The organism is Nocardia sp. NBC_00565 (assembly GCF_036345915.1).
In the GTDB taxonomy this organism is placed as follows: Bacteria; Actinomycetota; Actinomycetes; order Mycobacteriales; family Mycobacteriaceae; genus Nocardia.
This window is the reverse complement of sequence record NZ_CP107785.1, coordinates 9,168,007-9,189,168: the sequence shown is the minus strand read 5'-3', so window position 1 is coordinate 9,189,168 and position 21,162 is coordinate 9,168,007. Positions and strand designations below refer to the sequence as shown.

The following is a 21,162-nucleotide window of genomic DNA, read 5'->3' as shown; positions in this document are numbered from 1 at the left end:
GCAATGCCGCCGTTGTATCAGTCGTGCGCGACCACATCTGGCCGGTCGAGACTCGACACCAACTGGACCGCGCAACACCTCCGGGCCGCACCGACCGATCACGGCCGACACCAACACGACCGAACCACGCCACCCCCCAACCCCACCAACCAATCACGACCGACACCAACACGACCGAACCACGCCACCCCCCAACCCCACCAACCAATCACAGCCGACACCAACACGACCGAACCACGCCACCCCCCAACCCCACCAACCAATCACAGCCGACACCAACACGACCGAACCACGCCACACCCCCAACCCCACCAACCGATCACGACATCAACGCGGCTGAACCGCCGCGAGGACTTCCGGACCGCGCTGGGACAACCGCTGCTCGGCGAGCCGCGCACCTACGACAGCACCAGCGACGCCGATCGCAATCCCGAGCGGAAGCGCCAGCCACAGCACCGCGGTCAGGTCGAGAACCCGTCCGACGATCAGCACGATCAGCACCGGGATCACCGCGACCAGTTGCCCCAAGCTGGTCACGACTTGCACCAAAGCCTTTGCGCAGCCCGGGTTTCCGGAGGAGGCGAAGGGATTTCCGGTCCGTGGCGGTAGTGGGTAGGGCGCGGTGACGGACAGGTATACGGCCGCACCCGCGCCCACGCCGAGCACGGTGCACAGCAGCGATAGCGTCCACGGATACATCGCCCAGCGACCGAGCGCACCCGGCAGCACCAAAGCGAGCAAGAGCGTCGGCAGGCCGATCACCAGTAATACGGCCAGCAGCCGCCCACGCACATCGGCGCGCACCGCATCCGGCGTCACCAACGTCTGCCACAGCGCCGTGCCGTCATAGCCATAGAGATTGTTGGCCGCCAGACCCGCGAACCACGCGGCACTCACCCCCGCGAACACCACGCCTCGGGAACTATCGCCCTGTACCGCAGGAAACACCGGAAGCAGCGCGCCGACCAGCAGCACCGGCAGCAGCGCCGCACGCCGTCGACTATCCCGCGACCAGGTACGCAACTCCTTGACCACCACCGCACCGACCGGCCCCGACGGCCGCACCCGATTCAACAGCAGTCCGCGCCCGGCAGCACCGGATATCGCACCCATCGGCGCGGTCAACCGCCGTCGCAGCAGCACCGACCAGGCCTGCCACAACACCGCCGTCAACACGAGCAGCCCACCCAACCCGAGCAACGCCGACAACCACTCGCCACGCGCCGCCGCACCCACTGCGGTGGGCGCCCAACCGGAAGGCAGGGCACGCAGCACATCCGCCAGCCATGGTGCCGAATCGCGCACCACATCAACATGATTCAGCAAATAACTCATCGGGTAATAGGCCAGCCCCGCGAGACCGGCGAGCAGCACCCCGAGATCGCGCCCGCGCCGCGAGCGCATCGCCGCGCCGATCCAGGCCAGCACCACCCGTGACAGCACCACCACGAAGATCAACTGCAGCACCACACCGACCACTGCCACTGCGGCCGCCGCCCAACTCAGTTGCACCGCAAGCACAATCAGCCCGCTGAACGCCAGCAGATTGATCACCGGCGCGGGGCCGACGAACGCCGCGGCCAAGAGCCCGGTGGCCAACTGCCGATGACTCAGCGGCAGCAACCGCAACTGTTCGGGCTGCACGGTCTCATCGCTACTGCCCATCAGTACCGGCCCGCACAGCCAGCCGAGGGTCCAGATCCCGTACCAGGCCGCGGCAACGGTGATCCCACCACGCACGTCGCCGTCGCGGACCGCGAATCCGATAAGACTCGCCGTGATCAGCGCGAATACGACGCCGACAATCATGCCGCTGATGAACGAGACACCTTGCCAACCGTTGCCCAGCGCTCGCTTGGTGAGCAGCAACCGCATCCGGATCAGGACGCCAACCATGACAGCCCGTCCTCCCCGCCGACCCGGCCACCGACCAGATGGACGAAGGCCGCCTCCAGGGTGCTCTCCCCGCGCACCTCATCGAGGGTGCCCGCCGCGACCACCCGTCCGGCGGTGATCACCGCGACGCGATCGCACAGGTTCTCCACCAGCGCCATCACATGACTCGACAGCACCACCGCGCCGCCCGCCGCGACGAACCGCTGCAGGATGGTGCGAATCGTGCCGGCCGACACCGGATCCACGGCCTCGAACGGTTCGTCCAGCACGAGCAGCTTCGGCGCGTGCAGCAATGCCGTGGCCAACCCGATCTTCTTGCGCATACCCGCCGAGTAGTCGACGACGAGCGTGCGTTCGGCGCCGGTCAATTCGAAGACGCCGAGCAATTCCTCGGCCCGTTCGGCCACCGTCTTCGCGGGCAGGCCGCGCAGTAAACCGGTATAGGTCAACAGTTCTCGTCCTGTCAGACGTTCCGGCAGTGCCAGTCCATCCGGCAGCACCCCCGCCAATGTCTTCGCGGCAATCGGATCTGCCCACACATCGGCGCCGAAAATATGCGCCTGTCCGGCGTCGGGCCGGAGCAACCCGCAGGCCATCGACAAGGTGGTCGTCTTGCCCGCACCGTTCGGGCCGACCAGCCCGAAGAACGAGCCCGGCGGCACGGTGAGGCCGACATTGTCGACCACCCACGGGCCGCCGAACCGTTTGTACAGCCCGGTCAATTGCAGCGCGGCATCAGTCAACACGGTCCCCCCTCGATTTCTGTTCCCATCTCCTACGGTACGGAACACGAGGCCGTCCGGTTCGAAAGCGCTGCCTGCCCCGATTCCGGGACAGGCAGCACTCGATTACGCCGTCGAAGCGGCCAACTCCTGCTGCACCGGCGCATCCCACTCGATCCGATACCGCTGCTCGGCGCCCATGGTCTTCTCCGGGTTCATGCCCTTGATCAGCAGCGGCATGAGCAATGACATCATCTTGCGCGCCACCGGCCCCGGCGTCTTGCTGTGGTTGATCTTGCGCGCCCGCGCCGCGACACTCTCCACCCGCGGCCGCCGCAGCCCCTCATAGGCGGCGAAGGCCGCGGTGTGATCGGGCAGATCCCGCAGGCAGCGCGCCAGCTGCACCGCGCTCTCGATGGCGAGCGAGGCGCCCTGGCCCGAACTGTTCGACGGCGCGTGCACCGAATCGCCGACCAGCACCATGCGACCCCGGTACCAGTGTGGCACTGGCGGCATAATATGCAGTGCCCCAGTTGTTTCCAGGTTCTCGGCGGTCGTCCGACGGGCGAATTCGCCGCCGGGGGTGTCCTCGGCGTAGGTCTCCCGCAGGATCTGCACCCAATGCTCGGCCGGAATCGCCCGCGCCTCGGTCAACGACAGATATTCCTTGTGCGGCAGGTTGGCGCCCCACATGATCTTGTTGCCCTCGACCGTCCCGTAGAGGTAGTACGCCTTCTTCCCGAACGCGAAAACCATTGTCTCCGGCGGGAGTCCGAGATCATCGTTTTCGATCATCGCACCGAAACCGATCATGCCGGTGTACTCGGGTCCCGGGTTGTTCGGATCGATGAGTCCGCGAACGGTGGACCGGATGCCATCGGCGCCGATCAGCACATCGGCGGTGGCCGTGCTGCCATCGGCGAAATGCGCGGTGATGCCATCGATGTCCTCGTCCACCCGGACGAGGCGCTTGTTGTACTCGAAGGGAACGCCCGCGGCCACCGCGTGATCGTGCAGCGTCCGATGCAAGTCGTTGCGGTCGACCAACTTCAACGACGGCACGTCGACCAACTCGGGCATGTGCAGGGTCTTGCCGCCGACGGACATCTCCATATGCGATACCGGACTTGCGATCTCGCGAATCAGGTCGCCCGCGCCGACGATATCAAGGGCGGCAACGCCATTCGGCGCGAGCGCGAGTCCGCTGCCGATGCCGTAGGTCGGGCCGGGATAGGCCTCGTAGACGCGAGCCGCGATGCCGGCCTTCCGCAGTGCGGTGGCGGTGACCGGTCCGGCGATGCCACCGCCGATGACGATGGCGGTTTCGGTTGTCGACATGGGTGTACTCCAATTTGTGCGTTACGGGTTCATTCGAAGCCCGAACCGACCGCCGCATCGCTCACCCAGTTATCCTGTGGTTGCCAGCCTTGTAGCCGGGTGCGCGCATGCGGACGCGGTTCGAGACGGTTACATCGGGCTCGGCGGCGGTGTTGCCGCACCCCGCCGGGCCTGGTCTCAACTGATCAATCGCACCCGGCGCACCGGGTGCGGAAGCTATTCCGTCATCCCCCTTTCGATCAGCTCCGCGACTTCGGCGGGCTCCATGCCCACCGTGTGCATATGCCGCCAGAGATCGACACCGGGGAACGTGCCCTCGGCGATCTCCGCACGCAGCGAGCGCGCCCACACCGCCTCGGCCTCCAACATCGCCAGGCCGTATTCGCCTTCGACGAGGAACAGCCGCGGCAGATTGGTCGCCGCGATCTCGTCGAGTTCTCGGCGCGCAGCCTCGATGATGCGACTCAGCGCCTCGATGCGCTGGCCGAGTAACTCGACGACTTCATCCGGCGGCAAGGCCGCCACCACGGAGAGTCCGGCCGTGAACCGATAGTGCTCCGGTTCTGGTTGGGCGATCAATTCCCTTGTCCAATCGACCATTTCGGCGCGACCGGCATCGGTGATCGCATAGATCGTGCGTTCGGGCCGAGCACCGTCGCGCTCGTTGCCGACAACTTCGAGGAAGCCCGCCTTCGCCAAGTTCTGCACGACGGTATACAGCGAACCCCACTTGACGTCCATATCGCGGTCCTTGCCGCGCTCGCGCATCTTCGACGCGATTTCGTAGCGATGCATCGGCCGTTCGATGACGGTCGCGAGCACCGCCAGCGCCAGCAGATTGTTCACCTTGCGCTTCGCGGCCATGGCACCTCCTTACTCGTATACGAATATACGTCTACGAGTATTCGGGCACAAGTATCAGGCGCGCACGGATTCCGTTTCCCTGGTTTCTTCGTCCAGGAGCTTGGCGGCGATGTTCGCCAGGGCCTGGTCGAGCAACGCTCGGTCGGTTGGATCGGCGCAGTCCCAGTCGTCGAGCCTGGTATCGAGCCAGCGCTGCCACGACGCCTGGATCTGGTCGACCTCGGCCTGTCCGGCACCGGTGAGCCGCAGTCCGCCGTCATCTTCGGTGAGGTAGCCGCACCCGATCACCCGGTCGTAGATCGGCTCGATGACCTCGTCCGGCACCTTGTGCAGCTGTGCGATCGCGTCCAGGGTTGCCACGCCTCTGATTCGCGTGTGCAGGTACACCTGCCCCAACGCCCAGGCTTCGCCGCGACTCAGCGCACTACCCGAGTCCGCGAGAATGCGCGGGCCGATCGGCCCCTCGGCGTGCGCCTTGCGCACAGTGTCGGAGACGGCACGCTCCAAGAGCACCACCCGGTCCGGGGACTCCGGCATCGAAAAGCCCTCGCCCACATCCGTCGCACCCGCGCGGGCACTATCACGCAACGGCACCTCCTTCAGGAACCAGGCGATCACGAAACCGGCCAGCGCGACCGGCACCACCCACAGGAAGACGTGATCGATGGATTCGGCGTAGGCATCGATGATCGGTGCCGACACCTCCGGCGGCAGCGCGCGCAGCGACTGCGGATTCGCCGCGACCTCCGGCGATACAACCCGGACCTGGGTGAGCGCATCGGTCAGATTGGGACCGATCTGGTTGGTGTACAGCGTGCCGAAAATGGCCGTGCCGAAGGTACTTCCGAGCGTGCGGAAGAAGGTGACACCCGAAGTCGCGGTGCCGAGCTGGGCGTAGGGCACGGTGTTCTGCACGACGATGGTCAGCACCTGCATGGTCAGTCCGATGCCGAGACCGAGCACGAGCATGTACAGCGATTCCAGCCAGATACCGGTGTTGCGGCCCATGGTGGACATCAGGTACAGCCCGACTGCCATCACCAGCGTGCCTGCGATCGGGAAGTACCGGTAGCGACCGGTCTTGCCGACCACCTGCCCGGACAGGATCGAGGTGATGAACAGCCCGACCACCAGCGGCAACGTGCGGATCCCGGATGCGGTCGCCGAAACCCCGTTCACGTATTGCAGATACGCGGGCAGATAGGTCATCGAGCCGAGCATCGCGAAGCCGACGATGAAGCTGAGGATCGAGCACACCGTGAAGACCCGGCTGCGGAACAAGCCCATCGGCAGCATCGGTTCCTGTGCCCGCAGCTCGACCGCGACGAACGCGGCCAACAGCAGCACCGCCGCCGCGAACAGCCCGAGGATCGTCGCGGAGCCCCACGCGTACTGCTGTCCGCCCCACTCCAGCCCGAGGATCAGGCAGGAGACGCCAGCCGCGACCAGCCCGATGCCCGCGTAATCGATGATCGGCTTGACGACGGTGCGCACCCGCGGGATGGTGCGCGCGGCCATCGCGATCATGATCACCGCGACGGGCACGTTGACGTAGAAGCACCAGCGCCAGCTCGCGTGGTCGGTGAACAGTCCGCCCAGCGTCGGACCGATCACCGTGGTGACGCCGAAGACGGCACCGAGCGCGCCCTGATACTTACCGCGCTGCCGCAGCGGAATGGTGTCGGCGATCAGCGCCATCGCGGTGACCATCAGGCCGCCTGCGCCGAAACCCTGGATGCCACGGGCGATGATCAGCAGCATCATCCCGTTGGCCAGACCCGCGATCATCGAGCCGATGATGAAGATCAGCGCGCTGAGCTGGAAGATCAGTTTGCGGCCGAAGAGGTCGCCGAGCTTGCCCGCCAGCGCGGTGGCGACCGCCTCCGCGAGCAGATACGCGGTGACCACCCACGCCATATGTCCGGCCTCGCCGAGATCGGCGACGATCGTCGGCAGCGCGGTGGACACGATCGTCTGATCCAGTGCCGCCAGCAGCATACCCAGCACAATCGTGGCGAATACAATATTGGTCTTGGCCTTGCTCAACGGTTCAGCGGGTTTTTCGGCGACAGCAACTGCACCGGTCATTGGCCCAGTATGGTCGGTTGTCGCCATTCGGGTCGTTCAGCGACACGGCAGCGAATCATGGATCGAGCGGCGGTGAGGTCGGCCGACGCGCACGGCACAGTCCGCACGCCGGCCAACTGGATTCGAAACTCGTGTCGCTCTTCCCCGGAAACTTACTCCAGAGTAAGGTCGGCTTATGGCGTGGAACCCGAAAGATATACCCGACCAGAGCGGGCGCACCTTCATCGTCACCGGAGCAAATGGCGGCCTCGGTGTCGAAACCACCACGGTGCTGGCGAGCAAGGGCGGCACGGTGATCATGGCCTGTCGCAACATCGAGAAGGCGCGGCCGATCGCCGACCGGATCGACGGCGATATCCGCGTCGAGCAACTGGATCTGGCGGATCTGGCCTCGGTGCGCGAATTCGCCGACAAGACCGGCGAATTCGATGTGCTGATCAATAACGCCGGTCTGATGAATATTCCGTTCTCGCGCACCAAGGACGGCTTCGAAACCCAGTTCGGGGTCAACCATCTCGGACACTTCGCGTTGACCGGACTGCTGCTGGATCGCATCCGCGACCGGGTGGTGAGCCTGGCCAGCATCGCGCACAAGCAGACGCCGAAGCTCTGGATCGACGATCTGAACTACGAGAACCGTCGCTACCAGCGCAACCTCTCCTACGCCCAGTCCAAGCTCGCCAACCTGATGTTCGCCCGCGAACTGCAGCAGCGGCTGACCGAGGCCGGATCCGATAAGCGCTCCTACGCGGTGCACCCCGGCGTCTCGGCGACCGACCTGTTCGCCAAGACCGAGACCCCACTGGACCACATCAGCAAGCCGTTCATCCGGATCGTCGGTCATCCCCCGGCCAAGGCCGCGCACTCGACTCTGTTCGCCGCGACCATGCCCGACGCCGACCCCACCACCTACTGGGGCCCGAACCGCTGGTTCCAGAGCCAGGGCCCGGTGGAGCCGTCACCATCGAGCAAGCTGTCGAACAACCCCGAACTGCTGCGCCGCCTGTGGGAAGAATCCGAGCGAATGACCGGAATCACCTACAAGTTCTGAGGCCCGCCGCCTTCGCGCAGGCTCGTCGAGCTCGACGGGCCTGCCGGGCCGACCTGGTCCTACGTACCGTGTAGTAGACGGGTACCGTGGTAACCGTGTCCGCTCCACCTCGCCGCTCGGCACACAATCGCCCGGCCCTCATTGTGCTGGTGATCGTGGCCGCCCTCGCCTGCTTGGCGTTGGGGTGGTGGCAATGGGAGCGGTTCGAATCCGCCAGCGGCACCGGCCAGAATCTCGGCTACGCGTTGCAGTGGCCGCTGTTCGCGGGATTCGCGGTCTTCGCGTACTTCCGCTTCGTGCGGCTCGAGACCGAGTCCGCGGACGAACAGGATGCCGACAAGCCTGCCGCGGTGCGCCCGAAGCCGCGCAAAGCCACGAAACCTGTTGCGCCGCGCGAGATTCCGGCGGGCATCCTGCCGGAACGTCCCAAGGCCGTCCGGGACGAAGACCCGGTGCTCGCCGAGTACAACAGGTACCTGGCCGAACTGCACGCCAAAGATATCGACGAACAAGTCCACCAGGCGGGCCTCGACACCCGCGACACCCAGAGGAGTGCCGGTTGACCACCAGCGAGAACTCGACCGAATCCACTCCGGCGCTGACGCGGGAGCCAACCGGCTCGACCGGGAATATCGCGAAGATCAAGCCCGCGCTGCTGCGCTATCGCGTCCTCGCCTGGGTGACCGGTCTGTGGCTGCTGCTGCTCACCGGCGAGATGATCGCCAAATACGGCTTCGACGTGCACACCCCGAGTTGGATCGCGGTCGTGCACGGCTGGGTCTACTTCGTCTACCTGCTGGTCACCGCCGATCTGGCGGTCAAGGTGCGCTGGCCGATCATGCGCACGGTCGGCACGCTGATCGCGGGCACGATTCCACTGCTGTCCTTCTTCGTCGAACATGTCAACGCGAACAAGGTGAAGCAGGACTTCGACATCTGATCGCTAGTCGTCGGCCATTTCGGAGGTGACCCCGGTCACCAGCCAATTGGGCATGGGTTCGGCCGCGCCCAGTACCCGCTCCATTGCTTCCATGGCGACCGCCTCGGCCAGCTGCGGGGTATCGACATCGACCCAGATCTTGACGATCACCCCCTCGGGATGAGCCCCGAGCCAGTACTGATCGATGGTGACCGGGTCCATCTCACCGAACTGCTCGGTAAGCACCGTCGTCACCCCGATCATCTGCAATTCGTCCAGCGGCGGTGTGTCGGCCGATGGCACCGTATCCAGGTAGACGGCGTAGCGCATGGCATCACCCTAAGCGCGCGAGGCCCCCACCTGCGGTAATGCGCACCGGCTTGTTGCGCGAGCCGATTCTCGGCGAGCAGGTCAACGCCTAGCGAGCAGGTCAACGCCGGGCAAGCAGGTCAACGCCCGGCAAGCAGGTCAACGCCCGGCAAGCAAGTCAACGCCCGGCAAGCAAGTCAACGCCCGGCAAGCGGCGGGCCGCCGTCGGCAAACGGGCAAGTTCCCGGCCAGCGGATCAGTGTTCGGCGAGTGCGGCGAGTGCGGGGAGGAGTTGGGTGAGGGCACGGCCGCGGTGCGAGACGGCGTCTTTTTCGGCCGGGGTCAGCTGGGCCGCAGTGGTATTGCCGCCAGCCGGAATGAACAGCGGGTCGTAGCCGAACCCACTGTCGCCCACCGGTTTGCGACCGATCGCGCCGGGCCATTCGCCACGCACCACGATCTCTTCCCCGCCGGGAACCACCAGCGCACAGGTGGACACGAACCGCGCCCCGCGCCGCTCGTCCGGCACGTCGCCGAGTTGGGCGAGCAGCAGTACGTTGTTGGCCGCGTCATCGCCGTGTCCCCCGGACCAGCGCGCGGACAACACCCCGGGCATGCCGTTCAGCGCGTCCACCGCGATGCCGGAATCATCTGCGACACAGGGCAATCCGGTGGCGGCCGCACCGTCGCGGGCCTTTGCCAGCGCGTTCTCCTCGAACGTCGCGCCGGTCTCGGGCGCCTCGTCGTAGGCGGGCACATCGTCCAGCCCGACGATATCGATGCCCGCGATACCCGCGTCGGCGAGAATCCGACGCAGTTCGTTCAGCTTCTTGGCATTGCGGCTGGCAACCAGAACGCGGCGCGACATTACTTCTTCTTCGACTCAGAAGGCTGCGGCAGCACACCGGGATACGGCAGCGCCAGCGCTTCTTTCTGCACCACGAACAGCTGCTCACAACCCGCGAGCGCGGAGTCGAGCATCTTGTCCAGCGTGGAGCGCGGGAAGGTCGCGCCCTCACCGGTGCCCTGGATCTCGACGAGTGTGCCGGTATCGGTGGCGACCACGTTCATATCCACCTCGGCGCGCGAATCCTCTTCGTAGGGCAGGTCCAGCCGCACCCGGCCGTCGACCACGCCGACGCTCACCGCGGCGATCGCACACGAGATCGGCTGCGGGTCGGCCAGTCCGCCCGCCGCGCCCAGGTAGGTGACCGCATCCGAGAGCGCGACATACGCGCCGGTGATGGCGGCGGTCCTGGTGCCACCGTCGGCCTGCAGCACATCGCAGTCGATGGCGATGGTGTTCTCGCCGATAGCCGCCAGATCGATGCACGCGCGCAGCGACCGGCCGACCAACCGGCTGATCTCCTGGGTGCGCCCGCCGACCTTGCCCTTCACCGATTCCCGACCACTGCGGGTATGCGTGGCCGCGGGCAGCATCGCGTATTCGGCGGTCAGCCAGCCGAGTCCGGAATCGCGACGCCACGGGGGCACGCCCTCGGTGACGCTCGCGGTGCACATCACGCGGGTCTGCCCGAACTCCACCAGCACCGAACCGGCTGGATGCGTGGTGAATCCACGGGTGATCCGTACCTCGCGGAGCTCATCGTCCGCCCTGCCATCGGCTCGTCTCGACACGCGGTCAGCCTAGTCACATGGCATACCGCGCGGGACAACCGGTCAGATGTCGAAGGTCTCGCCAGGGGTGACGGCGTGCACCGGGCCGGAGAACTGCGCCTTCGCCTCGGCGATCACATCCTCGCGGGAGGTCCACGGCGGAATGTGGGTGAGCAGCAACTCTTTCACGCCCGCGCGCGCCGCGACAATGCCCGCCTCGGTGCCCGAGAGATGGATACCGGGCGGCCGATTCGCCGGGTCGTGTGTCCAGGACGCCTCCGACATCAAAAGGTCGGCGCCCTGCGCGAGTTCGACCACCGCATCACACATCGCGGTGTCGCCGGTGTAGACGAAGGTCCGGCCGGCCGCCGTGCCGATGCGCAGGCCGTAGGACTCCGGCGGGTGATACATCCGGCGCGCGAGCACCGTATGGCCCGGACCGAATTCGACCGCCGCGCCGTCGACCCACGGCTGGTGATCGATGACGTCGGACCAGTCGTCGCATTCACCACCGATCTCGGCGGAGGCATTGCCGATGCGCTGTGGGCTGTCGGACGGACCGCGCACGATCGCCTGCCCCACCGGTGGTGTCGGATGGTAGCGCCGCCAGACCAGCAGCCCGGGCAGATCCAGGCAGTGGTCGGCGTGCAGATGCGTGAGGAAGATATCGATCTCACCGGGATCGGCGTAGCGCTGCAGCGCGCCGAGCACACCGGGCCCGAAATCGATGACCACCGGCGACATATCCGGCCCGCTCAGCAGGTAGCCCGACGCAGGGGAGTCCGGGCCGGACACGCTGCCCGAGCACCCGAGGACGGTAAGGCGCATTCCCCCATGCTGCCACGACGATTTCTCAGTCAAGAACCGATCCCCCACATTCGGCTGCCAGTCGCACGAATACCGCGACTACGCATTGACTCCGGCTCGTTCCCCGCGACGGTGTCGACGTTCATCTCCGGAGAGTACCCAACCGGCAAGCACTCCACCCACCGCCCCGAAAAGATGTCCCTGCCAAGAGATTCCGGGCTGTCCGGGTAGCACACCCCACAGCACGGAGCCGTAAATCGCCAGTACAACCAGGCCGATGCCGATCTGCACGATATTGCGGGCGAACCAGCCGCGCGAGATCAGGAAGGTCAACCAGCCGAAGATCAGCGAGGACGCGCCGAGATGCACCGATCCGGTGGCGCCGGTGAGCCAGACGCCCACGCCGGCCACGATCCAGATGATCGCGGTCGCCGCCAACCCGCGCCCGATGCCCGCCAGCAGCGTGATGAAACCCAGGACCAGCACCGGGAGCGTATTGGCGAACAGATGGTCCCAACCGTGGTGCAAGACCGGGGCCCAGAGGATGCCCCACAGACCGTCCGCCTCGCGTGGCTCGATGCCGGAGTAGTCGAGTTTGTTGTCGTCGAGCTCATCGACGCCCTCGATGCCGTAGAGCAGGGCGACGAATGCGGTGATGGTGATGCCCGCGCGCAGCCAGAGCTGTTTGACGGGGGCGAAGTTGTTCGGCTTGGTCGGCGTGCCGGGGGGCGGCACGCCGGGCGTCGAACCGACCGGCTGCCCCAACTGGGCCCGCAGTGCGGCGATCCGCTCCGGATCGAACGACGAACCGATTCCCGAACCACCGGTCATCGCAACCTCCTCGTCGAGCGGTCACGCCGTCGACAGCTGCACTCGACCACGAGCCCGCTCTTTCGAGAGTACCGGGATACAACGACCGAGCGGCCGACGAAACCGGCCGGGCTCAGGCCCAGAGTTGGCCGTCGAGGCGCTCTTCCGCTTCTTCGAGAGTCCCGTCGTACGCACCGGTCGAGAGGTATTTCCACCCACCGTCGGCGACCACGAACGCGATATCCGCGCGCTTGCCCGCCCGCACGCATTTGCCCGCGACACCCAGCGCCGCGTGCAGAATCGCGCCGGACGAGATGCCCGCGAATATGCCTTCTTCCAAGACCAGCTCACGGGTGCGCTTCACCGCGTCGAACGGCCCCACCGAAAAACGGGTGGTCAACACCGACTCGTCGTAGAGCTCGGGAATGAAGCCCTCATCGATATTGCGCAGTCCGTACACCAGCTCGCCGTAGCGCGGCTCGGCGGCGACGATCTCGATGGCGGGCACCTTCTCGCGCAAGAAGCGCCCGGTTCCCATCAGCGTGCCGGTAGTGCCGAGGCCCGCGACGAAATGGGTGATCTCGGGCAGGTCGGCGAGGATTTCCGGGCCGGTGGTCTCGTAGTGTGCCAAGGCATTGGCCGGGTTGCCGTACTGGTACAGCATCACCCAGTCCGGATTCTCCGCGGCAATCTGCTTGGCCAGCGCGACCGCCTGATTCGAACCGCCGGCGGCCGGGGAATCGATGATCTGCGCGCCGAACATGGTCAGCAGCTGGCGGCGCTCGACCGAGGTGTTCTCCGGCATCACGCAGACCAGCCGGTAGCCCTTGAGTTTGGCGGCCATGGCCAGCGAGATGCCGGTATTGCCGCTGGTCGGCTCCAGAATCGTGCAACCGGGCGTGAGCAGGCCGTCGGCCTCGGCCTGTTCGATCATCCGCAGCGCAGGACGGTCCTTGATGGAACCGGTCGGGTTGCGGTCCTCGAGCTTGGCCCACAGCCGCACCGGCTGCTCCCCGTCCCACTGCGGGGACAGGTTGCGCAGCCCCACCAGCGGGGTGTTGCCGAGCGTCGCGATCAGCGATTCGTAGCGCGCCACGGGGTCGATCAGCCTCCGGCCACGGCGGGCAGGATGGTGACGCTCGCGCCCTCCGGCACCTCGGCCTCGAGGCCGCCCGCGAAGCGCACATCCTCGTCGTCGACGTAGATATTGACGTAGCGGTTCAGCTTGCCGTCCTTGAGCAGCCGCTCCGCCAGGCCCGGGTGGTTGGCGTCCAGGTTTGCGATCAGCGCGGACAGGGGCGAGCCCTGGGCGTCGACGCGCTTCTCGCCCCCGGTGAGGCCACGCATGATGGTCGGGATGGACACGGTTACCGGCATGGGGACTCCTCGAATTCGACGAACATGGTGGTTTCAGTCTGTCTCGTACGCATCGACGATCTCGACCGGCTCCTCGGTGACCTGGCCGTCGACGATCCGGTAGCTGCGCAGCTCGTGCTGCTCGGGATCGCGGGTGGAGATCAACACGTAATGCGCGAACGGCTCGGACGCGTAGGAGACATCGGTGCGGCTCGGATAGGCCTCGGTGGCGGTGTGCGAGTGGTAGATCACGACGGGGGTCTCGTCGGCGTCGTCCATCCCCCGCCACACCTTCAGCTGTTCACCGGAATCGAACCGGTAGAAGGTGGGCGAGCGCTCGGCATTGACCATGGCGATGAACCGCTCCGGGCGATCGGAACCCTCGGGCCCGGCGATGACGCCGCAGGCCTCGTCCGGGTGGTCGGCGCGCGCATGCGCCACCATCGCCTCCACCAGATCGGCCCTGATCACCAGCACGAGTAAACCCTTCCGCAATTCGGCACGCTGCTGCCGATCTATCGCACCCGACAACGACCCAGAATATTCGGCTATTCCCAGCGCCCTGTCGGGCGGTACCCTTTCCGCGGCTGCAATCCCGGTGCTGCAACGACGGGCGATCGGGTGCCGGCGACCGGGAGTTACCGCCATCCGCGCCCGTACCAGCGCTGTTCACCAGGCTCGCGCAGACTTTCGCGTTTTCAGCTCGGCGTGTCGCGCGGTGAGTCGATGTGCGCGGACCCACGAAGGTGTGCGCCAACTCGCGAAAATGTGCGGAGACCCGATTCGCCAGACCAGCGCGCCGTCAGCGGGGGAAGAGGTCGGAGTAGGCGGGGATGCCAGCGACGGATTGCGCCGAGAGAATGGCGTCGACAATGGCGCGCTCGACGCAGACGGCGGCGGCGGTGCAGACGGCGTCCAGGAGGAGCAGGTCCGCGGGGAAGGCGGGCGGCATCGGGAAGTCCGGGATCTGTGCGGTGCCGGTGGCGAGGGCGAAAAGGGTGTCGCCGTCGAGGGGTGAGTGGGCGGGGCGAATCGCGCGGGCGAGGCCGTCGTGGGCGGTGGTGGCCATGCGTTTGCAGCCCATGGGGTCCAAGGGCGCATCGGTGGCGACCACACCGATGGTCGTGTTGAGAACTGTGCCCTTGACCGGAAGGGCGTTGGCAACGGCCAACTGATCGAGGGTTGCCGGATGTAAGCCGAAATGGCCGGGACCGTCGGTGCCGCTACCCCAGGGCAGGCCGGTGCGCGGGTCGAAGACCGAACCGACGGGATTGGCGACGATCAGCGCCGATACGGTGACGCCCGCGGCGGGACCCTCGCCGAGCACCACACTCGCGGTGCCGACACCGCCCTTGATCGAACCGGCGCGCGCGCCGACCCCAGCGCCGACGGAACCGCGCTCGAACTCGACCGCCGCCGCCTCGGCCGCCAGGAATCCGAAGTCGGCGGTGGGCCGAATCCGCCACTCTCCCACCGGAAGATCGAAGATCACCGCGGCGGGGACGATCGGCACCACGCGACTCGGGTCGGTCGGATCCATCGGGATACCCTCGCGATGTTCCTCCAGCCAGCGCATCACGCCATCGGCGGCCGCGAGTCCATACGCGCTGCCGCCGGTGAGCAGGATCGAATTCACCTGGCGCACAGTGTTACCCGGATCGAGCAGATCGGTTTCCCTGGTCCCCGGCCCGCCCCCGCGCACATCGACGGCGGCGATGGCGCCGCCCGGCACGCGCACCACCGTGCAGCCGGTCGCCGGGCCGGAACCCAGCGTGGCGTCCGGATCGAGCACGTGATGATGCCCGACCAACAGCCCAGCGACATCGGTGAGCGAATTCCGCTGTCCCGCTTGTGTATTCACCGCTGCAGCTCCTGACTACTCGTCACGAATCGCACCGACCTCCGGCTCGGCTTCGATCCGGTCTCCACAAAAGAAGTGTTCAGTCCGGTCTGCGCAGCTCCTTGCGCCCCAACCTGTTTCGGCCCGGTACTGCGCGCCGCCGATCCTTGCTGCGTCATCCGGCTTTCGCGGGGACGACGGCCGTCAGGGCGCCAGGGCTTGCAGCAACGAATCCTGCATCCACGTAAGCCAGTGGTAGACATCCAGATGCGGCCCGCGCGGGTCATCGGGTTCGAGCTGATCAGGTGTCTCCGCGTCGATCTCGAGCACCGTGCCCAGCGCCAACCGCACATCGGTGAGCGCGGTCAACCAGGCGTCGGCTTGTTCGGGGGTCAGCACGATCTTCCCACCGTCGGTGGGCACCGTATTCAGCACCACTGACCCCGCGGCCAGCTTGGCGTCGATGATCTCCGGCTCGTGCAGACCGCGCAGCGCGCTGTTGAGGTCGGCGCGGTCGGCGTCGGGGGATCCGGGTTCGCTGCGATGGAAGTCCGGCAGCAGCCGGTGCAGCCGGGGATCGTCGGGCGGGTCGGTGTTGCCGCTCCGCAGCCCGGTGAGCTCGGCGAGCTCGTCGTCCGGTGCGGATTGGGCCCGGTCGGTCAGCAGCCCGGAGACCGCGCCGACCAGCGACCGCAGCACACTCGCCTCACGCGCATCCATCTCGGATCGCAGTTTGAGGCCGCTCAGCGAGTTCTTCCGGCTCCACTTACGCACTGACGTCAGGGTAGTCGTACCGGTCAGTCGTCTCGCTGCATGGTCGCCCAGAGTCCCGCGGCGTGCAGCCGACGCACGTCCTGTTCCATTTTGTCCCGCGAACCCGACGACACCACCGCCTTGCCCTCGTTGTGCACCTTGAGCATCAATTCGGTCGCCTTCGCTTTGCTGTAGCCGAACAGCTTCTGGAAGATGTACGCGACGTAGTGCATGAGGTTGACCGGATCGTCCCACACCACCGTGACCCATGGACGGTCCTCGGCCTCCAGGATCTCGGTGTACTCCACCGCCTCCGGAGTCGCCTGTGCCGCCGACAGTGTCGCGTTCGCTTTGCACAAGCCCATAACACTCAGGGTACGACTCGACTCCGGATACACAACACCCGTCCAACCATGTTTCGGGGACATCCCGAGTGCGGCGGCCTATCATGCGCGCGACCGCTGTCTACAGTGGCTTGCGTGGACGTGCGCAACACCGTTGGCGACGGCTTGCAGGCCGCTGGAAACAACACCGCTGGCGACTGCTCGCAGGTCGCTGGAAACAACACAGCTCTGCTGACCGATCAGTACGAACTGACCATGCTCGCCGCCGCGCTCGGCGACGGCTCGGCGCACCGTCGGTGCACCTTCGAGGTGTTTGCCCGACGCTTGCCCCACGGTCGCCGCTACGGCGTGGTCGCGGGCACCGGCCGACTACTCGAGGCGCTGACGCAGTTCCGTTTCGAGGAACCGGAGCTGGCGATCGCGGCGGGCTTCCTGGACGCGAAGACCGTCGAATGGCTGCGCGACTACCGCTTCACCGGCGATATCGACGGCTATGCCGAGGGCGAGCTGTATTTCCCGGGCTCCCCGATCCTTTCGGTCCGGGGCAGCTTCGCCGAATGCGTCCTGCTGGAGACTCTGGCCCTATCGGTTCTCAATCACGACAGCGCGATCGCCTCGGCCGCGGCCCGCATGGTGAGCGCGGCCGCGGGCCGCCGCATGATCGAGATGGGCTCGCGCCGCACCCACGAACTCGCCGCGCCGGCCAGTTCGCGCGCCGCATATCTGGCCGGCTTCGACGCGACCTCGAATCTGGAGGCGGTGCGCCGCTTCGGCGTGCCGGGCGCGGGTACCAGCGCGCACGCGTTCACCCTGCTGCACAGTGCCGCCGACGGCGCGCACGAGGCGGCCGCGTTCCGCAGTCAGATCGAGGCGCTCGGCATCGGCACCACGCTGTTGGTCGACACCTTCGACATCACCCAGGGCGTGGCCACCGCCATCGAGGTCGCCGGGCCCGAATTGGGCGGTGTGCGTATCGATTCCGGTGATCTCGGCGTGCTGGCCAGGCAGGTGCGCGACCAACTCGACCGACTCGGCGCGACCAACACCCGCATCGTGGTCTCCGGCGATCTCGACGAGTACTCGATCGCCGCACTGCGCGCCGAACCCGTCGATGCCTATGGCGTCGGCACCTCGCTGGTCACCGGATCCGGTGCGCCAACCGCGGGCATGGTCTACAAGCTGGTCGAAGTGGACGGGCTGCCGGTCGCCAAGCGCAGCAGTCACAAGGAGTCGCGCGGGGGCACCAAGAAGGCGGTTCGGTTGGCGCGCCGAACCGGCACCGTGGTCGAGGAGATCGTTTACCCGGCCCTCGGGACTCCGCCCGCCGCCAACGGATTCGAGGCGCGCGAGCTGTTGGTGCCGCTGGTGCGCGGCGGCGAGCCGGTCGATGGCGTGGCCACGCTCGCGGACAGCCGGAAATTGGTCTCGCGCGGGTTGGTCAGCCTGCCGTGGGAGGGCCTGAAACTGTCGGATGGGGAGCCCGCGATTCCGACAACATTTCTGAGTTGACGATCAGGCGGCACAATGTAATCCACAGACAGGAGCCCGAACGTTTACATCTCGGCGCTCACATCTTGGAAGGTGAGGTCGACATGAACCGGGCGTTGATCATCGTCGACGTGCAGAACGATTTCTGCGAGGGCGGATCACTCGCCGTCAGTGGTGGGGCCAGGGTCGCCCGCCGGATCAGTGCATACCTGAACTCCGCGCACTACAGCGTGGTCGTGGCCACCCGCGACTACCACATCGATCCGGGCGGCCATTTCTCCGAAAACCCCGATTACGTGGACACGTGGCCGCCGCACTGCCGGGTCGGCACGTCGGGCGCGGACTTCCACCCGAACCTGGATACCGCGCCGATCCGAGAGATCTTCTCCAAGGGTCAATACTCCGCCGCCTATTCGGGTTTCGAAGGCGCGACCGAGGATGGCACGGGCCTCGCGGACTGGCTGCGCGAGCACGGCGTCGATGAACTCGACATCGTCGGGATAGCGACCGATCACTGTGTGCGCGCGACCGCGCTGGATGCCCGCATCGAAGGCTTCGACACCCGGGTCCTGCTGGACTTCACCGCCGGAGTCGACGCCGGCACCACCATCGCCGCGCTCGACCGCATGCGCATGGCGGGCGTCGACCTCGAGGGTTCGGTCGCCAAGTAGCGACCTGCCGCACGACACGCCGAGGTCGTGTCCACGCGGTATGCGACGGCCCCACAATGACCGGAAAGGGCGGCGATCTCTGTCGGTCCGAACCAGTAGGCTCGTCGCGTGCCCGAACTGCCTCCCGTACCCGAGCTTTTGTCCACCGCTGTGCATGCGCTCGGCGGGAAGGAGCGTGTCGGGCAGGTGACGATGGCGGCGGCGGTGGACCACGCGATCGACACCAAGGAGCACCTCGCCGTACAGGCGGGCACCGGGACCGGGAAGTCGCTGGCGTATCTGGTGCCGAGCCTGCGCCACGCGGTGCGGACCGGGCGCACGGTGGTGGTGTCGACCGCGACGATCGCGCTGCAGCGCCAGCTCGTCGATCGGGATCTGCCGCGGCTGGCCGAGGCGCTGAGCAAGCCGCTCGGGCGCGCGGCGAAGTTCGCGATCCTCAAGGGGCGCAACAACTATCTGTGCCTGAACAAGATCAATAGCGTGATTCCGGACGAGCCGCAGGAGGCCGAGCTCTTCGACGCGTTCGCGATCTCGCGGCTGGGCCGGGAGGTGCAGCGGCTCAACGAGTGGGCCTCCGATACCGAGACCGGCGACCGGGACGAGATCGTCCCCGGCGTCACCGACCGGGCGTGGCGGCAGGTCAGCGTGTCGTCGCGAGAATGCCTGGGCAAGTCGCGCTGTCCCTTCGGCCAGGATTGTTTCGCCGAGCGCGCCAGGGCGGAATCGGCACAGGCCGATGTGGTGGTGACCAATCACGCCCTGCTCGCCATCGACGCGATCAGCGGCATCCAGGTGCTGCCCGAACACGATGTGGTCGTCATCGATGAGGCGCACGAGCTGGTCGACCGGGTCACCGGCGTGGCCACCGCCGAACTGGCGCCCTCGGCGGTCAGCGCCGCCGCTCGGCGCTGCGCCAAACTCATCGACCAGCAGGAGGTGGACCGGCTCGAGGAGGCCGCCGAGGCCTGGGACACCGTGCTGGACGAACTGCCCGCCGCCCGCTGGGACGCGCTGCCCGACGGCATCGCGCCGATACTCGCGCTGGTCCGCGACGCCGCGTGGAACGCACGCACCGCACTCGCACCGCAGGGCGGCACCACCGCGCAGGGCGATCCGGAGAGCGCCGCCGCCCGCACCCAGGCGCTGGCCGCCATCGATGAGGTGCACGACAGCGCGGTGCGCGCGCTGACCGCCTTCGACGAACCCGATCCGGCCAAACGTCACGATGTCATCTGGCTCGCCGCCGACGAGATCCGCGGCGTCACCCGGCGCACCCTGCGGATGGCACCGCTTTCGGTGGGTGGACTACTGCGCAGCAGACTCTTCGGCACCGCCACCGTCGTGCTGACCTCGGCGACCCTGCAGATCGGCGGTTCCTTCGACGGACTCGCGATCACCTGGGGCCTGCCCGCGCAAACGGCGAGCCGCAGCGATACGGCCACCGCCAACGGCGCCCAGGCGCCCTCGGACGTGGAGACCGTGCGCTGGAGTTCGCTCGATGTCGGCTCGCCGTTCGACCATGCCAAGTCCGGCATTCTGTATGTCGCCAAACATCTGCCCGCACCCGGCCGCGACGGGTTGGCGCCCGCCTATCTCGATGAGATCGAGCGGCTGATCACCGCCGCGGGCGGCCGCACGCTCGGTCTGTTCTCCTCGATGCGCGCCGCGAAGGCAGCCACCGAGGCACTGCGCGAGCGGCTGAACACGCCGGTTTTGTGTCAAGGGGACGACGCAACCGGCGCACTGGTCCGCAAGTTCGCTGACGACCCGGAAACCTCGCTGTTCGGCACGCTCTCGCTGTGGCAGGGCGTCGATGTGCCGGGCCCGTCGCTGAGTCTGGTGATCCTGGATCGGATCCCGTTCCCGCGTCCCGACGATCCGCTGCTGACCGCGCGGCAACGGGCCGTGGAGTCGCGCGGCGGCAACGGCTTCATGACCGTCGCGGCGAACCACGCCGCATTACTGCTGGCCCAGGGCACCGGCAGGCTGTTGCGCAGCGTCGATGACCGCGGTGTCGTCGCGATTCTCGATTCCCGCTTGGCGACCGCGCGCTATGGCGGCTATCTGCGGGCCACACTGCCGCCGTACTGGGAGACCGCCGACCCGGAAGTGGTGACGAAGGCACTGCGGCGGCTGACCGCCGCGAATGCCTGAACACCCCGTCGGACCTGGTCATACTGTGACACCACTCACAAAACGCGCCATTATTTCCAGACAGAAGTAAATTGAGATCTGATACTTCGGTGGGATCCCAATTCCCACACCGGATGTATCGGCGATCCCCGCGCC

The 21,162-nt window shown here is 66.8% G+C and carries 22 protein-coding genes; 6 read left to right on the top strand and 16 right to left on the bottom strand.

The features are described from left to right. Window positions 1-327: 327 nt before the first annotated feature. The 5 genes from OG874_RS42075 to OG874_RS42055 form a co-directional block, all read right to left on the bottom strand. Entirely contained in the window at window positions 328-1,896 is a 1,569-nt protein-coding gene (locus tag OG874_RS42075) for a hypothetical protein (protein WP_330252583.1), read from the bottom strand. After that, on the bottom strand, window positions 1,881-2,639 hold the full coding sequence (locus OG874_RS42070; RefSeq protein WP_330257648.1) for an ABC transporter ATP-binding protein: 759 nt from the start codon (window positions 2,637-2,639) through the stop codon (window positions 1,881-1,883). The genes OG874_RS42075 and OG874_RS42070 overlap by 16 nt, the downstream gene beginning before the upstream one ends. A gap of 105 nt (window positions 2,640-2,744) precedes the next feature. Next, window positions 2,745-3,956 (bottom strand): FAD-dependent monooxygenase, encoded by a 1,212-nt coding sequence (locus OG874_RS42065; protein WP_330252582.1) that lies wholly within the window; start codon window positions 3,954-3,956, stop codon window positions 2,745-2,747. A 216-nt stretch (window positions 3,957-4,172) separates the two neighbouring features. Further along, window positions 4,173-4,820, bottom strand: coding sequence for a PadR family transcriptional regulator (locus OG874_RS42060; RefSeq protein WP_330252581.1), 648 nt, complete (start codon window positions 4,818-4,820; stop codon window positions 4,173-4,175). A 54-nt stretch (window positions 4,821-4,874) separates the two neighbouring features. Next, complete coding sequence (locus OG874_RS42055) at window positions 4,875-6,908, bottom strand: MDR family MFS transporter (protein WP_330252580.1); 2,034 nt, start codon at window positions 6,906-6,908, stop codon at window positions 4,875-4,877. Window positions 6,909-7,083: 175 nt separating this feature from the next. On the opposite strand from OG874_RS42055, the gene OG874_RS42050 reads away from it, so the two are divergent. The 3 genes from OG874_RS42050 (at window position 7,084) to OG874_RS42040 (ending at window position 8,899) form a co-directional block, all read left to right on the top strand. Continuing rightward, window positions 7,084-7,959, top strand: coding sequence for an oxidoreductase (locus tag OG874_RS42050; RefSeq protein ID WP_330252579.1), 876 nt, complete (start codon window positions 7,084-7,086; stop codon window positions 7,957-7,959). 95 nt (window positions 7,960-8,054) lie between these two features. Further along, window positions 8,055-8,522 (top strand): transcriptional regulator, encoded by a 468-nt coding sequence (locus OG874_RS42045; protein ID WP_330252578.1) that lies wholly within the window; start codon window positions 8,055-8,057, stop codon window positions 8,520-8,522. Beyond that, the gene (locus tag OG874_RS42040; RefSeq protein ID WP_442943221.1) at window positions 8,519-8,899 is read left to right on the top strand and encodes a DUF3817 domain-containing protein; all 381 of its coding nucleotides are present in this window, start codon (window positions 8,519-8,521) and stop codon (window positions 8,897-8,899) included. Before OG874_RS42045 ends, OG874_RS42040 begins: the two co-directional genes overlap by 4 nt. Before the next feature lie 3 nt (window positions 8,900-8,902). On the opposite strand, the gene OG874_RS42035 is transcribed toward OG874_RS42040, so the two are convergent. The 11 genes from OG874_RS42035 to clpS all read right to left on the bottom strand — a co-directional run bounded on the left by OG874_RS42035 (window position 8,903) and on the right by clpS (window position 16,735). Continuing rightward, a complete protein-coding gene (locus OG874_RS42035) occupies window positions 8,903-9,208 on the bottom strand; it encodes a hypothetical protein (protein WP_330252577.1) in 306 nt (101 codons plus the stop codon). A gap of 235 nt (window positions 9,209-9,443) precedes the next feature. After that, window positions 9,444-10,055, bottom strand: a complete 612-nt coding sequence (gene rdgB / locus OG874_RS42030; RefSeq protein ID WP_330252576.1) for an RdgB/HAM1 family non-canonical purine NTP pyrophosphatase — start codon at window positions 10,053-10,055, stop codon at window positions 9,444-9,446. Then, window positions 10,055-10,825 (bottom strand): ribonuclease PH, encoded by a 771-nt coding sequence (rph, locus tag OG874_RS42025; protein WP_330252575.1) that lies wholly within the window; start codon window positions 10,823-10,825, stop codon window positions 10,055-10,057. The genes rdgB and rph overlap by 1 nt, the downstream gene beginning before the upstream one ends. A 42-nt stretch (window positions 10,826-10,867) precedes the next feature. Beyond that, the gene (locus OG874_RS42020; protein ID WP_330252574.1) at window positions 10,868-11,632 is read right to left on the bottom strand and encodes a cyclic nucleotide-degrading phosphodiesterase; all 765 of its coding nucleotides are present in this window, start codon (window positions 11,630-11,632) and stop codon (window positions 10,868-10,870) included. Between the two features lie 78 nt (window positions 11,633-11,710). Then, complete coding sequence (locus OG874_RS42015; protein ID WP_330252573.1) at window positions 11,711-12,442, bottom strand: rhomboid family intramembrane serine protease; 732 nt, start codon at window positions 12,440-12,442, stop codon at window positions 11,711-11,713. A gap of 112 nt (window positions 12,443-12,554) precedes the next feature. Beyond that, window positions 12,555-13,517, bottom strand: coding sequence for a PLP-dependent cysteine synthase family protein (locus OG874_RS42010; protein ID WP_330252572.1), 963 nt, complete (start codon window positions 13,515-13,517; stop codon window positions 12,555-12,557). An 8-nt stretch (window positions 13,518-13,525) separates the two neighbouring features. After that, a complete protein-coding gene (locus tag OG874_RS42005; protein WP_330252571.1) occupies window positions 13,526-13,798 on the bottom strand; it encodes a MoaD/ThiS family protein in 273 nt (90 codons plus the stop codon). Window positions 13,799-13,831: 33 nt separating this feature from the next. Further along, window positions 13,832-14,254, bottom strand: a complete 423-nt coding sequence (locus OG874_RS42000) for a M67 family metallopeptidase (RefSeq protein ID WP_330257646.1) — start codon at window positions 14,252-14,254, stop codon at window positions 13,832-13,834. A 325-nt stretch (window positions 14,255-14,579) separates the two neighbouring features. Further along, complete coding sequence (locus tag OG874_RS41995; RefSeq protein WP_330252570.1) at window positions 14,580-15,638, bottom strand: P1 family peptidase; 1,059 nt, start codon at window positions 15,636-15,638, stop codon at window positions 14,580-14,582. Between the two features lie 183 nt (window positions 15,639-15,821). Then, window positions 15,822-16,391 (bottom strand): oxidative stress transcriptional regulator AosR, encoded by a 570-nt coding sequence (gene aosR, locus OG874_RS41990; RefSeq protein WP_330252569.1) that lies wholly within the window; start codon window positions 16,389-16,391, stop codon window positions 15,822-15,824. A 23-nt stretch (window positions 16,392-16,414) separates the two neighbouring features. Then, the gene (gene clpS, locus OG874_RS41985; RefSeq protein WP_330252568.1) at window positions 16,415-16,735 is read right to left on the bottom strand and encodes an ATP-dependent Clp protease adapter ClpS; all 321 of its coding nucleotides are present in this window, start codon (window positions 16,733-16,735) and stop codon (window positions 16,415-16,417) included. Window positions 16,736-16,969: 234 nt separating this feature from the next. On the opposite strand from clpS, the gene OG874_RS41980 reads away from it, so the two are divergent. From OG874_RS41980 to OG874_RS41970, 3 genes are all read left to right on the top strand, one after another. Further along, window positions 16,970-18,223, top strand: coding sequence for a nicotinate phosphoribosyltransferase (locus tag OG874_RS41980; RefSeq protein WP_442943478.1), 1,254 nt, complete (start codon window positions 16,970-16,972; stop codon window positions 18,221-18,223). 83 nt (window positions 18,224-18,306) lie between these two features. Beyond that, the gene (locus OG874_RS41975; RefSeq protein ID WP_330252567.1) at window positions 18,307-18,873 is read left to right on the top strand and encodes a nicotinamidase; all 567 of its coding nucleotides are present in this window, start codon (window positions 18,307-18,309) and stop codon (window positions 18,871-18,873) included. Window positions 18,874-18,981: 108 nt separating this feature from the next. After that, window positions 18,982-21,027 (top strand): ATP-dependent DNA helicase, encoded by a 2,046-nt coding sequence (locus OG874_RS41970; RefSeq protein WP_330252566.1) that lies wholly within the window; start codon window positions 18,982-18,984, stop codon window positions 21,025-21,027. Window positions 21,028-21,162 lie beyond the last annotated feature (135 nt).